This window comes from Flavobacterium sp. H4147, from assembly GCF_029360735.1.
Taxonomy (GTDB): domain Bacteria; phylum Bacteroidota; class Bacteroidia; order Flavobacteriales; family Flavobacteriaceae; genus Flavobacterium; species Flavobacterium endoglycinae.
Window position 1 is genome coordinate 334,515 of the sequence record NZ_JARKNB010000005.1, and the last position, 13,853, is coordinate 348,367.

Consider the following 13,853-nt stretch of genomic DNA (forward strand, 5'->3'; position numbering starts at 1 on the left):
TATTTATGAATACTGTTTTTTATAATAATCCATATAAGCTCCTGAAGTCACATTTTGTAACCATTCTGCATTATTCAAATACCAATTAATAGTTTTTTCTAAACCTTCTTCAAAAGTAACAGTAGGTTTCCAGCCTAATTCTTTATTAATTTTAGAAGCATCAATAGCGTATCTTAAATCATGTCCAGGTCTATCTTTTACATATGTAATCAATTGTTCTGAAGTTCCTTCATTTCTACCTAATTTTTGATCCATTAAATTACATAAAAGTTTAACTAAATCAATATTCTTCCATTCATTAAAACCTCCAATATTATACGTTTCATGATTTTTACCTTCATGAAAAACAAGATCAATTGCAGCTGCATGATCTTCAACAAATAACCAATCACGTGTATAATTACCATCTCCATATACTGGAAGCGGTTTATTATTTATAATATTATTTATAAACAAAGGAATTAATTTCTCTGGAAAATGGTAAGAACCATAATTATTAGAACAATTTGTCAAAACATATGGCAGTCCATAAGTTTCTCCATAAGCTCTCACAAAATGATCTGAACTTGCTTTTGAAGCCGAATATGGAGAATTTGGATCATATGGAGTTGTTTCTGTAAAAAGTCCATCAATTCCAAGTGATCCATATACCTCATCAGTACTTATATGATAAAATCTTTTACCTTCAAAGTTAGTCTTCCATTGATTTTTTGCAGCATTCAATAAATTCATTGTACCAATTACATTGGTCTTAACAAAAGCCAAAGGATCTTCAATAGATCGATCAACATGAGATTCAGCTGCTAAATGCAAAATCCCATCAAAATTATGTATCTTAAAAAGCTCATTAATAAAACTTTCATCTACTATATCTCCTTTTACAAAAGTATAATTCGGTTTATCTTCAATATCCTTTACATTTTCTAAATTCCCAGCATATGTCAATGCATCAAGGTTAAAAATTTTGTACTCCAAATATTTAGTAACAAAACGTCTTACCACATGAGAACCTATAAAACCAGCTCCGCCAGTTATAAGAATTTTTTTCATTTATATTGTTGCTATTAATTTAATAGATCTGAATTTTGTTTTTCTAATTCATTATAAATGTCTTTTACATCTTGTGAATTTTCTTTTTGCAAAATTAAGTTTGCTGAATCTGTATGCACAAATATTGTGTTTTTTAATCCTAAAAATGTCGTGTGACTATCACATCCAATAACCATATTACCATTTGCATCAACTGGATGGCCCTTTGTAGTTAAGTATTCATAGACAGATTCAAATGAACCTAAGTCTGACCATGCAAAAGACGCTGGAACAACTTTAATCTTTTTACTTCTTTCCATTACAGCATAATCAATACTTATTGATGGAATTTGTAAAGATAATTCTAAATCAAGAAATCCATTTTTATGAGCTTCCCAGACAGTCTTAGAGGCTTCATACACATCTGGCTGAAATTGTTTCAATTCATCAAGTAAAACTCCAGCTTTAAAGCAGAACATTCCACTATTCCATAGAAAATTGCCTTTTGCTATAAATTCTTTAGCAGTAGTTTCATTAGGCTTTTCTCTAAAAGATAATACCTTATCCCCTTTAGATTCAATGTAACCATATCCTGTTTCAGGCTTTGTGGGAATGATTCCGAAAGTAACAATAAATCCTTCTTTAGCCTTTAAAATAGCTTCTTGTATTGCATTATTATAATCAGACATTTTGTCAATGATATGGTCTGAAGGTGTTACAATTAAAATATCTTCCGGTTGAGAAGCAAAAGCTGCAAAAGCTATAGCTGCTGCAGTATTTCGAGGTGTTGCTTCAACAATATTAAGATAAGATGTATTAGTCTTATCCATTACTTTACCACTTAAATGGTGGTTATCTACATTTCCAACAACCATTACTTTATCTGCTAGATGACTATTACGCTCTACAGTCATTTCAAATAATGATTTGTTTTCAAAAATTTCTAAATATTGCTTTGGTTGGCTTTTGCGAGAAAGTGGCCACAACCTACTTCCAACACCACCAGTTAAAATTACATGTATAATTGAATTGTTATTTTCCATTTTTTTTTAATTAAAAAAGGGTTTTAAATACTAAAGCCTATTATCAGCTAAAGTGCCTAAAACTCCTTTTACATCATATAAAAGACTATTTTCTTTTTGCAATTCAGAAAAATTTAATTTCAAAAATTCATTGTGTGCTACTCCTAAAACTATAGCATCAAATTTTTCTGTTGGCATCAAATTTATAGTCTCAAGTTTGTACTCTTTTTTAACCTCTTCTACATTTGCAAGAGGATCATAAATTGTAACTACTATTCCGTATTCTTTCAATGCTTTTATAACATCTACTATCTTTGTGTTTCTAACATCTGGGCAGTTTTCTTTAAATGTGATTCCAAGCATTAAAAGATTAGCTCCATTTACTGAAACACCTTTTTTTATCATTAGTTTCACGATTTGTGAAGCTACATATTCTCCCATGCTGTCATTTAAACGTCTTCCAGCTAAAATTATTTCAGGATGATATCCAAATTCCTGCGCTCTTTGTGCTAAATAATAAGGGTCTACTCCTATACAATGTCCTCCAACAAGTCCTGGTTTAAAGGGCAAGAAATTCCATTTTGTAGCTGCTGCTGTTAATACCTCCTGAGTATCGATATTCATTAAATTGAAAATTTTAGCAAGTTCATTAACAAAAGCTATATTAATATCTCTTTGTGAGTTCTCAATTACTTTTGCCGCTTCTGCTACTTTAATTGACGGTGCAAGATGCGTTCCAGCAACTATCACTGATTTATATAAATTATCAACTTTTTGACCTATTTCGGGTGTTGAACCAGAGGTCACTTTTAAAATCTTTTCAACCGTATGTTCCTTATCTCCTGGGTTAATTCTTTCTGGCGAATAACCAGCAAAAAAGTCTTCATTAAATTTTAGTCCAGAAACTTTTTCTAAAACAGGTACACATTGCTCTTCTGTCACTCCAGGATAAACTGTTGATTCGTAAACCACAATATCGCCTTTTTTTAGAACTTTTCCAACAGATTCGCTAGATTTATATAATGGAGTAAGATCCGGACGATTATTTTTATCTACTGGAGTAGGAACTGTTACAATAAAATAATTACAATCAGCAATGTCTTCGAGCTGGTTTGTACAATATAATCCGGTTTTGTTATTTGGATTATCAATAAGTACTTTTTTTAGAATTTCGGAATCAACTTCTAAGGTACTATCAATACCAGTATTTAAACTTGCAACTCTTGCTTCATTAATATCAAAACCGACAACAGAATATTTTGTAGCAAAAAGTCTGGCTAATGGCAAGCCAACATAGCCTAAACCAATAACTGCTATTTTTATATTTTCTTCCAATTTCATCTTTTATATTAATTTCAGTCACTAAAGCTCACGGCTTCGCCCTTCTGAATCCCATTATTTTTTAGGTCAGACACACGTAAGCAATTTCGGCAAATATAACACATTAAGTCAATTTATTCAATACAGTTCTCAATAATACAAGCAAAAACAATTATTCATTAAAGGTATTAATTCACAATATATTACTAATCAATAATTAAGGAATTTATTTATTAAAAAAAACAGAGAATAAATTTCAATAAACTGAAATTATATTCTCTGTTTTTAACTTAGATTACTCTATTTTATTTTACAATAACCTATTTATATTTTATTTTTAGCACACAACCCAAAGATTCAAGCACTAATACATAATAATTTTTAGAAACTTCTTTAACAATTGCACTTTGATTACTAAAAGCTCCAGATTCCAATTTAATCTTGTCTCCCACTTGTATTGAAGTAACCGAAATATCTGCTATATTATCGGATTGAAGACTAGTTTTAATGATATTTATTTCTTCATCACGAACTATTGCTGGTTTACCTAGCCAAAACAAATATCTTACAACCCCTGCAATTTGAAAAACAGAATTTCTATCTGAATCTGCCATCTGAACAAAAACATACGAATTAAAAAGCGGAACTTCCACTTTCTTTTTTCTATCTGACCATTGTTTTATCTGAGATATTAATGGGCAGTAACAAACTATTCCCATTTGAGTTAATTTTTCAGCAACTTTTTTTTCCCACTTAGGTTTTGTATATAAAACATACCAATTCATAACTGCAATTTATATTGAAATAAAACTTCTATGTCAACCATACCACTTATCATATTAAGTTTATCTCAACATAGCTTCATTAAGAACCTATCCCATTATATATAAATCCAATTGATTCTAGTTCTTTAGCATTTAGAATATTTCGCCCATCAAAAATAAAAGCAGGTTTATGCATCGAATCATATATTTTCTGCCAGTCATAAGTAGTAAACTCATCCCATTCTGTAAGAACAGCAATAGCATGAGCATTCTTACAAGCGTCATAAGCATCCTCAAAAACATTCAATGAATTAAGATTTTCCTGAGGTGATCTTGTATCTAAATAATCTAGATCACTAAGCATTTTACTTTTAGAAACTTTTGGATCATAAACTGATATTTTAGCCTGCTCATTGATTAAATCATCTGCAACGTATATTGCTGCCGATTCTCTAGTATCATTAGTATCTTTTTTAAATGCCCATCCTAAAAATGCAATTTTCTTATCAGCTACCGTATTGTATAAAGTTTGAACAATTTTACTTGAAAATCTTCTTTTTTGATGATCATTCATTATAATAACTTGTTCCCAATAATCTGCAACCTCATTTAAGCCGTAAGATTTTGCAATGTAAACCAAGTTTAAAATATCTTTCTGAAAACAAGAACCTCCAAAACCTACTGATGCTTTTAAAAATTTTGGACCAATTCTGCTATCCATTCCAATAGCTTTTGCAACTTCATTTACATCTGCACCAGTCTTTTCACACAACTCAGACATTGCGTTTATAGAAGAAATACGCTGGGCTAAAAATGCATTTGCGGTTAATTTAGATAATTCAGATGACCATACATTCGTTGTTAAAATTCTATCTTTACTAACCCAATTTGCATAAACATCTACCAATGCGTTAATTGCAATTTCTCCTTCTGGAGAAGTATCACCTCCAATTAAAATTCGATCTGGATTCAATAAATCACTAACCGCAGTTCCTTCTGCTAAAAATTCTGGATTTGAAAGGATTTGAAACTGCACACCGTTTCCTGTATTGTCTAATATACTTTTAATTGCTTCTGCAGTTCGAACTGGTAAAGTAGATTTTTCTACCACAATTTTATTTTCTTTGGCAACTTTTGCAATTTGTCTGGCACATAGTTCAATATATTTTAAATCAGCGGCCATACCTTTACCTTTTCCATAGGTTTTTGTTGGAGTATTAACTGAAATAAATATTATTTGTGCTTCATCAATTGCTTTTTCTACATCGGTCGAAAAGAATAAATTTCTTCCTCTGGCTTCAGATACAATATCCGAAAGTCCTGGTTCATAAATAGGAATATTATCAGTATTAGGATCGTTCCAGTCTTTAATTCGCTGTTCATTCAAATCAACAACAGTAACTTGAATATCTGGGCATTTTTGAGCAATTACCGCCATTGTCGGTCCTCCAACATAACCAGCACCTATGCAGCAAATTTTTGTAATTTTCATTTATATAATATTATCTTGATTCTTAATTATTTTAAATTATTCCAGTACCAGCTTACAGCTTCTTTTAATCCTTGCTGTAATGAAAATTGAGGATTATAACCTAATAGTTTTTTTGCTTTTTCGATACTTGCTAATGAATGAGGAATATCTCCCGCTCGGTTTTCTCCATAAACAATTTCAACATCGGCAATTTTTGGATTAAATTCAGACAGATACACCTTCAAATATCTTACTAAATCATTCAAGGTATTTCGATCGCCAAAAGCTGTGTTATAAACTGTATTTACAGCTTCGGGATTTTGTGTTATCATTGCTAATTCATTCATTTGAATTACATTATCTATATATGTAAAATCTCTTGAATAGTTTCCATCTCCATTAATTACAGGGCTTTCCAATTTCATTAATTGTTTAACAAATTTTGGAATCACTGCTGCATATGCTCCGTCAGGATCTTGCTTTCTTCCAAAAACATTAAAATAACGAAGACCTATCGTCTCTAAACCATACGTTCGACTGAAAATTTCGGCATACAATTCATTTACATATTTAGTAATAGCATAAGGAGATAAAGGTTTTCCGATTACTTCTTCAACTTTAGGCAACCCTTGCGAATCCCCGTAGGTCGAGGAGCTTGCTGCATAAATAAACCTTTTCACTTTTGCATCACGAGATGCGACTAACATATTTAAAAAACCTGATACATTTACATCGTTGCTTGTTATGGGATCATTAATTGATCTTGGAACAGATCCTAAAGCAGCCTGATGTAAAACATAATCGACATTTTTAACCGCGAGTTTACAATCTTCGATATTCCTAATATCTCCTTCAATCAAATCAAAGTTTGGATTTTCTAAAAAACTTTTCAGATTATGTCTGTGTCCAGTAGAAAAATTATCCAAACAAACCACTTTATGTCCTGACTTCAAAAAATATTCAGACAAATTGGAACCGATAAAACCGGCACCTCCTGTAATTAAAATTGTATTTTGAACTGAAGTCTCCATTAGATTAAATTATTTTCTTCTAAACTTGTTTACAATTACTTTCCAAAAACTAGTTTTCTCTTCTTCTTCATGATATCCGTTTGAATATGCTCCGTATCCATAGCCATATCCGTATACAGCACCATATTTTGCTTTATTTTCAAAGCCATTAAATACAATACTAGCATTGCTTAATTCACCTCTTTTTATTCTATTGTTAAGCAACGTAATCATATCTTTTTTAGTATAATTCTGCCTTACAATATACAATACAACATCAGCAAACTGAACTAATTCTAACGCATCCGAAACTAATCCGACAGGAGGTGTATCCAGAATAATATAATCATACTTTTTCTTTAATTCGTCTATTAATTCTCCCATCGCATCACTTAAGATTAATTCTGATGGATTTGGAGGAATAGGTCCAGAAAGTATTACATCAAGATTGGCAATTTGAGTAGGGTTTGTAATTTCTTCAAGAGTATTTTGTCTGATTAAATAATTTACAACTCCTAACTGGTGATTGGTCAAACAAAATTCATCTGCTAACCTCGGTTTTCTTAAATCCAAACCAACAATAACTGTTTTCTTTTCGCTTAAAGCAAAAACTGTGGCAATATTTATAGAACAAAATGTTTTTCCTTCTCCACTTATTGATGAAGTAATCATTAATGTTTTTGAGCCATTGAGTTGTTGTTTTTTATATAAAAACTGAAGTGACGAACGAATTCCTCTAAAAGCTTCGGATAATGCTGATTTTGGCTTATCAAATACCGCCAAACTTACTGCTTCTTTATTATAGCCTACTACACCAATAATTGGTATATCGGTCAATTTTGAAATATCGTCAGCCGTTTGAATTGAGTTGTTTATAAAGAAAATTATAAATACAAACATTAAAGGAATTAGTATTCCTAGGAATAATGCCAAAATATAATTTACCGAAGTTTTAGGTCCTATTAATCCACCTCCAATATCTTTTGCTGGATCAATAAAATGAATATCCGATAAGTTAGATGCTTTTACAATTTCAGCCTCATTTCTTTTTTGAAGAAATTCAGTATAAATATTGTCATTTAAATCATATTTCCTTTTAATTTTTAACAGCTCTTGCTGTTCTTCCGGAAGTCTTTTAACTGTACTTTCGGCCTGCCCAATTTTTGCATTCACCATTGAAAGATCATACAATAAGGAAGATTTAGCAGATGAAATATTTTCAAGCAATACGTTTTTTACAGCCTGCATTTGATTATCAAAATCCTTAAAAATCTTATCGCTTTTGACAGCATAAGCCATTTCTGATCTTTGTGTAGAAAGCGAAATAAGTTTTGAAACATTTGCAACCACATTTGGATCTTCTATACCTGCAACTGACGGAGCAGGAAGCCTTGAATAATCAACACTATTATTAAGGTAAGCTTTTAAGGAATTATAATAGGCTATTTTTCTGGTTATATGATCTTTCTCGACATCAAAATCCATTATTTTGTCAGAGAATTTAGCTCCGCCTCCTTCAATTTCAAATATATTTTTGTTTTTACTAAAAGATTTTAGTTCACTCCCTGTTTGCTTTAGTTGTGCTTCCATTGCAACAAGCGTACTATCAATAAATTGAATTGTATTAGTTGCAAATTGATTTTTACTATCAAGTTGGATTTTGATCAGCATTCGAACAGTTGCATTTAAGTATTCAACCATTCTTGCTTTGTTAGTTCCCTGAAGCCCTAAAGTTAAAATAGAACCGCCCGCTTTATCACTTTCAACACTAATTCCTCTATAACGAGCAACCGTCCCATTAAAATCATTAAATCTTACAAAATATTCTTTCCCTTTATAAAAACCTGGATTATCAGTGATTTGTAATTTCCAATTTAAAAAAGGCAGAGAGACTTGTTCTCCAACTTTATATTTTTTTACAAATAAAGCAGGCTGAACAGCAGTACTACTGTATGTATTATCAGAATATGTAATTAATCCAACCGAATTACTCTCAAATGGAATTTGAATTTGATATTCGTTCTCACTTAGGAATTTTACGGCAATTAAAGTATTTGCCAGCTGTCCTTTTGTTTTATCAATATCAACATAAAATGGGACAGCTCCATAAGAATCAATTAGATTATATTTCCCTTGCTCTAAATAATCGATATAAAATTGCAACTTATCAACCACTTGCTCATTATGAGATCTTGATTGAAATATCGTAGAAATTCCATTGACTTTATCTGAAACTCCTCCCCAATTAAAAACTAGACTAGTATTTGATGTAAAAAAGGGATTACTTTCTTCTTTGATAGCAATCATTGTTTGCATTCCGTAAATTTTCTCTTTTCGAATATTTACCTGATATGCTATTGTTAAAGCAATTACTAAACTAAGCAGAAACCATTTCCAATAGCTGGCGATTTTCAACAAAAATCCTTTAAAATCAAAGCTTGATTGATTTTCAAAAATGGAAAAATCTTTTATATCTAACATTTGTTGAATTAAATTTTAATTTTTGATAATCAAATAGACTGTTGTTGCTAATGAAAGTAATGTAATGATTGAACCAATAGATTGTATACCAGTTTGTCCTGTACCCCAAGTTTTCTGCCTTAACGGTTTTATATAAACATAATCGTTAGGCTGCAAATAGTAATAAGGTGATTTCATAACATTTATATCTGTTAAATCTATATTATTCATTTGAACGCCAGTTGGCGTCTGACGAATTATGGTCACAGCTCTTCTATCTCCAACAGTGGTAATATCTCCTGCATTTGCGATAGCCTCCATTATATTAACGCGTTCTTGAAATAAGGTTTTTGTTCCAGTGCTTCCAATTTCTCCATTTATTGTATATCTGAAACCTGCTAATTTAACAGTGACGAAAATATTCGCTTCACTTTTAAAGTATTCTTCTAAAAGTTTTTTTTCAATCATTAACCTAACTTCTTCTAATGTATAACCAATAACATTAATTTCTCCCAAAATAGGCATCCTAATATTTCCGTGGTCATCAACGGTAAAACCATCAAAATACAAAGAGGCTTCGGATTTTCCAGAATTTACACCATCCTCGGTTGGAGCAAATATAGAAACCAATTTAGGATCGATTGCTTTTATATTCACACTTAAAACATCATTTACCTGAAGCCTATAAGGTTTAGATTCTACAGCTGCGATATTGCTTTGCTCTCCCGAACTATTTTTATCCTGCAGATAAACAAGATCTTTAACAGGAATACAAGATGTAAATAATGTACTTATTAAGAATAGTATATAAAAACTGTTTTTTGTCATTAGTTTAATTTTACCGCAAATATAGCTTTTCCTTTAATTTTCAGGAAATCTATACGTTATTTACTCTCGCTTAATTATTTTTGAATGTTTTTTCGAAAGGAACACGATGCAGAATACTTCTTCCAAGGGTAACTTCATCCGCATATTCCAATTCATCTCCAACTGCTATTCCTCTTGCAATTGTAGAAATTATAATTTCAGATTCTGCAATTTGTTTATAAATATAAAAGTTTGTTGTATCTCCTTCCATAGTAGAACTGAGTGCAAAAATAATTTCAGTTACTTTTCCTGATTTTACTTTTTCAACTAAACTAAAAATATTCAACTGGCTTGGACCAACTCCTTCAATAGGTGAAATTTTACCACCAAGCACATGATATATTCCTTTATACTGTCCAGTATTTTCGATAGCCATAACATCACGGATATCTTCCACTACACATATAACTTGATGGTTTCTTGAAGTATTAGCGCAAATTTCACAGATTTGAGTATCTGAAATGTTATGGCAATTTTCACAAAATTTAATATCCTCACGCATATTCAATAATGCCTGCGAAAGAAATCCAGTTTGCTCTTTTGGCTGTTTAAGAAGATGCAGTACTAAACGCAATGCTGTACGCTTACCAATTCCTGGCAATTGTGACATTTCGTTAACTGCTTTCTCTATTAATTTTGATGAAAATTCCATAATGACAAAAGTAATCTTTTTAATGGTATCAGAAGCTTAGACCAATTAAAAACAATATGGAATGAGATTATAAATATTTTTTCAGGATTATTTGAATCTCAAAAAATCTTAGAAAAAATTAATATTGATTCGTTGCCAATAAAACTAACGTACATGCAACTTCAACTTCAATATTATTTAATTCTAACAATTGATACAATTCAGGATTCTCTGTTCCGGGATTAAAAATTACTCTCTTAGGTTGAGATTCAACAATATAATTATAGTAATCACGCTGGCGTACAGGATTTAAATATAAAGTTACCGTATCAATATTTTTTACAGGAATGGCTTTTGTATGTATCGTTACTCCTGCAACTTCTCCGGGAGTAATTCCAATTGCAACAACGGTATGTCCCTTTTGCGTTAATGCATTAATAGCTCTAAAGGCATATCGATCAGTTTTTGTCGTTGCACCAAGCAACAAAGTTTTTTTATTTTTCATCATCATAGAATATTGTACAAAAGTAATTAAAAGTAAAAGCTTAATTTGCCTTATCGATTGAGAATATTGACTGTAAAAAATAATATCACGTTATTAATTTCAATGCAGAAATTAAAATTTGACTATTTTTACTTCATTAACCAATCACTTTTATGGATTTATTCATTTACTTATTTGCTGCGCTTTTCTCGGTTTTAAACCCAATTGGAACTGTTCCAATTTTCGTAGGATTAACACAACATGACTCGCAAAAAGAACGTTCGAGAATTTCTCTTTGGACTGCAATTAACGTTTTCATTATTTTACTAGTTTCTTATTTTATCGGTCAATATGTATTAACTTTTTTCGGAATCAGTATCGATGCGCTTAGAATTGCCGGTGGAATTGTAATCGTAAATTCAGGATTCTCACTTCTTTCAGGAAAATTTAATAAAAAACGAGGAATCAATAAAAAAATTGAGAATGAAGCGCAACAGAGAAATGATATTGCATTAACACCTCTCGCAATTCCTATGCTGGCCGGACCAGGTTCTATTTCTTTATTAATTGCATTTTATCAGGAACATCACCAGATAGACGAAATCATTATTTCATCTCTTGCTATTCTAGCTATAGGGATTGCAATTTTTATAATTTTAAAAAGTGCTCATTATCTCGCAAGGATATTAGGAGCTTCTGGGATTGTAGCAATTTCTCGAATTGTTGGTTTTATTGTAATTTCTATCGGAATTCAATATATCGTGAGTTCGATTATAAATATCATTAAAGGAAATCTAATGTAGTTTTAAAGTAATAAAAAACGGGATAGTTAAATGGCTATCCCGTTTTTTATTTTTATATCGAATAAATTTTTAATTTCTTGGTAAAAAAACTTCGGCCATCATGCATCTGGCACTTCCACCTCCGCAAGCCTCTATTGTATCTAAACTAGAACTTAAAATTTCGGCATGTTTTTCTAATTGTTCAATTTGTTTAGGAGTCAAACTTTGATGTGCAGACGCACTCATAACAATATATCGTTTGTCATTTGTTCCTCGTACTTCGAGCATATTACCCGCAAAATTATTCACTTGATCTTCTGTAATTAAAATGATTTCTTTTTTATCATCTTTTAAATTATCAAGAACCATTTTGCGTTCTTTTTTATCATCAATACAATCTGCACAAATAACAGCAAAAGTTTCACCTAAACACATCATCACATTGGTATGATAAATTAGTTTACGTTCTCCATCAACGGTTTGAAATGCTTCAAAAATGACTGGAGCGTAATCAAAATCTTCGCAGAATTCAATAAACAACTCTTCGTCTGCTCTTGGAGACAATGCACAATACGCTTTTCCATTTGCTCTGTCTAACAATAAACTTCCTGTTCCTTCTAAGAAAATCTCATCTTCTTCTGCAGACGTATAATCCATAATATTAGAAATCTCAAAACCTTTTTCTTCAAGTGTATCTAAGATATCTTCACGACGCTCCTGACGACGATTTTCTGCAAACATCGGATAAAGAGCTACATCTCCATTTTCATGAAATGAAACCCAGTTGTTTGGAAAAATACTATCGGGAGTATCTGTTTCTAAAGTATCTTCTATTACTGTAACATCAACTCCAACAGCTCTAAGCTTTTCAACAAAAGTATCAAACTCTTGCTGCGCTTTTGCATTTACTGTACTTGGCAATAATCCATCTAATACTTTTTGGTAATAATTATTTACTGCAGTCTGTTCGTTCATTCTAAAAGCAACAGGCCGAATCATAACGATTGCATTTGTTGTCTGTTTCATATGTATATTTTTTAATATAGAAGATGCACTGCAGTGCGCCTCTACTGATTTTTTAGTCTCTAATTAATGGTAAAGTGGAACATCTCAACAACCCTTCTTGCTTTGCAATTTCGGCATACGGAATTTCTTCGACTGTAAAACCATTTGCACGCAGCCAGTTATTTAATCGGGTAAAGTTTTTCTCAGAAACCACAACATTTTTATCGATTGAAAAAACATTCGAAAACATGTGATACATTTCTTCTCTTTCAATATGAAATAAGTTTTCTTTTCCGAAAAGATTTACCAAATACAAATAGTCAGCTTCTTCTCGGAAACCTCTTTTATAAATGATTCCTTTATTTTCTCCAACTGGCTGAAAACAGCAATCTAGATGTAATGCGTTATCTCTTGCTTCTAATTTGGATTTAACTAAATCGAACTCCTTTACAATTTTATTTGGAAACAATTCCTTAATGAAATTAACGCCATGCATATTTGTTCTTGCCGTAATATAATCTTTGTAGTCACTTCCTTTATAAGTTCCTATAAAAATGTGATCATTCCAAAGCATAACATCACCACCTTCAATATGTACTTCTTCAGGAGGACGAACTACTTTTTGAGGATCCATTTGATCAATTACGTATTGAATTGCGTCTAATTCGCGCTCACGATCAGGAAGAATATTAGATTTTATAAAAACATCATCAATTACAAATCCAATATCTCGGGCGAAAATCTGATTGTAATTCTCAATCATTTCAGGTCGATATACTTTAACATCATATTTCTGAAAAACGGAATTAAAAGCATCCATTTCAGCAACCATGTCTTTTTCGATTGGATATGTTCCTGCTTTAATATGTTCCAATGATTTAGGATCATAGGCTTCCTCTAAACTAGGAGTTGGCCCATTATGAACGGCTGAACCCAAGACAACTGCTCGCAATCTTGACGTTTCGTTCTTTACATTTAATTGCAACATAACTTTATTATATTTTGGAC

Annotated in this window: 13 protein-coding genes; 1 reads left to right on the top strand and 12 read right to left on the bottom strand. The window is 31.4% G+C overall.

Features of this window, described 5'->3' with window-relative positions:
• Positions 1-3: 3 nt before the first annotated feature.
• From rfbB to P2W75_RS21900, 10 genes are all read right to left on the bottom strand, one after another.
• Positions 4-1,050 (bottom strand): dTDP-glucose 4,6-dehydratase, encoded by a 1,047-nt coding sequence (gene rfbB / locus P2W75_RS21855; protein ID WP_207294672.1) that lies wholly within the window; start codon positions 1,048-1,050, stop codon positions 4-6.
• 14 nt (positions 1,051-1,064) lie between these two features.
• A complete protein-coding gene (locus P2W75_RS21860) occupies positions 1,065-2,072 on the bottom strand; it encodes a mannose-1-phosphate guanylyltransferase (protein ID WP_207294671.1) in 1,008 nt (335 codons plus the stop codon).
• Positions 2,073-2,102: 30 nt separating this feature from the next.
• The gene (locus P2W75_RS21865; protein ID WP_207294670.1) at positions 2,103-3,392 is read right to left on the bottom strand and encodes a nucleotide sugar dehydrogenase; all 1,290 of its coding nucleotides are present in this window, start codon (positions 3,390-3,392) and stop codon (positions 2,103-2,105) included.
• A 299-nt stretch (positions 3,393-3,691) separates the two neighbouring features.
• Positions 3,692-4,156 carry a UpxY family transcription antiterminator gene (locus P2W75_RS21870; protein ID WP_276382075.1) on the bottom strand — a complete coding sequence of 155 codons (465 nt, stop codon included), beginning with the start codon at positions 4,154-4,156 and terminating at the stop codon, positions 3,692-3,694.
• A gap of 79 nt (positions 4,157-4,235) precedes the next feature.
• A complete protein-coding gene (locus tag P2W75_RS21875) occupies positions 4,236-5,627 on the bottom strand; it encodes a UDP-glucose 6-dehydrogenase (protein ID WP_276382076.1) in 1,392 nt (463 codons plus the stop codon).
• Between the two features lie 26 nt (positions 5,628-5,653).
• Positions 5,654-6,637, bottom strand: a complete 984-nt coding sequence (locus P2W75_RS21880; RefSeq protein WP_276382077.1) for an SDR family oxidoreductase — start codon at positions 6,635-6,637, stop codon at positions 5,654-5,656.
• A gap of 9 nt (positions 6,638-6,646) precedes the next feature.
• On the bottom strand, positions 6,647-9,097 hold the full coding sequence (locus P2W75_RS21885) for a polysaccharide biosynthesis tyrosine autokinase (protein ID WP_276382078.1): 2,451 nt from the start codon (positions 9,095-9,097) through the stop codon (positions 6,647-6,649).
• Positions 9,098-9,112: 15 nt separating this feature from the next.
• Entirely contained in the window at positions 9,113-9,904 is a 792-nt protein-coding gene (locus P2W75_RS21890) for a polysaccharide biosynthesis/export family protein (RefSeq protein ID WP_276382079.1), read from the bottom strand.
• A 70-nt stretch (positions 9,905-9,974) separates the two neighbouring features.
• Positions 9,975-10,595 (bottom strand): recombination mediator RecR, encoded by a 621-nt coding sequence (recR, locus tag P2W75_RS21895; protein WP_207294664.1) that lies wholly within the window; start codon positions 10,593-10,595, stop codon positions 9,975-9,977.
• A 118-nt stretch (positions 10,596-10,713) separates the two neighbouring features.
• A complete protein-coding gene (locus tag P2W75_RS21900; RefSeq protein WP_207294663.1) occupies positions 10,714-11,079 on the bottom strand; it encodes a CoA-binding protein in 366 nt (121 codons plus the stop codon).
• Between the two features lie 152 nt (positions 11,080-11,231).
• Here P2W75_RS21900 and P2W75_RS21905 point away from each other — a divergent pair, with 152 nt between their 5' ends.
• Complete coding sequence (locus P2W75_RS21905; RefSeq protein ID WP_276382080.1) at positions 11,232-11,861, top strand: MarC family NAAT transporter; 630 nt, start codon at positions 11,232-11,234, stop codon at positions 11,859-11,861.
• A 69-nt stretch (positions 11,862-11,930) separates the two neighbouring features.
• Here P2W75_RS21905 and ctlX read toward each other — a convergent pair whose 3' ends face one another.
• On the bottom strand, positions 11,931-12,866 hold the full coding sequence (gene ctlX, locus P2W75_RS21910) for a citrulline utilization hydrolase CtlX (RefSeq protein WP_276382081.1): 936 nt from the start codon (positions 12,864-12,866) through the stop codon (positions 11,931-11,933).
• 52 nt (positions 12,867-12,918) lie between these two features.
• Entirely contained in the window at positions 12,919-13,833 is a 915-nt protein-coding gene (locus tag P2W75_RS21915) for a dimethylarginine dimethylaminohydrolase family protein (RefSeq protein WP_276382082.1), read from the bottom strand.
• Positions 13,834-13,853 lie beyond the last annotated feature (20 nt).

Coding starts and splice junctions, on each gene's coding strand:
- P2W75_RS21880 (WP_276382077.1), bottom strand. CDS start 6,637: ATGGAGACTTCAGTTCAAAATACAATTTTAATTACAGGAGGTGCCGGT.
- P2W75_RS21870 (WP_276382075.1), bottom strand. CDS start 4,156: ATGAATTGGTATGTTTTATATACAAAACCTAAGTGGGAAAAAAAAGTT.
- P2W75_RS21865 (WP_207294670.1), bottom strand. CDS start 3,392: ATGAAATTGGAAGAAAATATAAAAATAGCAGTTATTGGTTTAGGCTAT.
- P2W75_RS21915 (WP_276382082.1), bottom strand. CDS start 13,833: ATGTTGCAATTAAATGTAAAGAACGAAACGTCAAGATTGCGAGCAGTT.
- P2W75_RS21885 (WP_276382078.1), bottom strand. CDS start 9,097: ATGTTAGATATAAAAGATTTTTCCATTTTTGAAAATCAATCAAGCTTT.
- recR (WP_207294664.1), bottom strand. CDS start 10,595: ATGGAATTTTCATCAAAATTAATAGAGAAAGCAGTTAACGAAATGTCA.
- P2W75_RS21890 (WP_276382079.1), bottom strand. CDS start 9,904: ATGACAAAAAACAGTTTTTATATACTATTCTTAATAAGTACATTATTT.
- P2W75_RS21875 (WP_276382076.1), bottom strand. CDS start 5,627: ATGAAAATTACAAAAATTTGCTGCATAGGTGCTGGTTATGTTGGAGGA.
- ctlX (WP_276382081.1), bottom strand. CDS start 12,866: ATGAAACAGACAACAAATGCAATCGTTATGATTCGGCCTGTTGCTTTT.
- P2W75_RS21900 (WP_207294663.1), bottom strand. CDS start 11,079: ATGAAAAATAAAAAAACTTTGTTGCTTGGTGCAACGACAAAAACTGAT.
- rfbB (WP_207294672.1), bottom strand. CDS start 1,050: ATGAAAAAAATTCTTATAACTGGCGGAGCTGGTTTTATAGGTTCTCAT.
- P2W75_RS21905 (WP_276382080.1), top strand. CDS start 11,232: ATGGATTTATTCATTTACTTATTTGCTGCGCTTTTCTCGGTTTTAAAC.
- P2W75_RS21860 (WP_207294671.1), bottom strand. CDS start 2,072: ATGGAAAATAACAATTCAATTATACATGTAATTTTAACTGGTGGTGTT.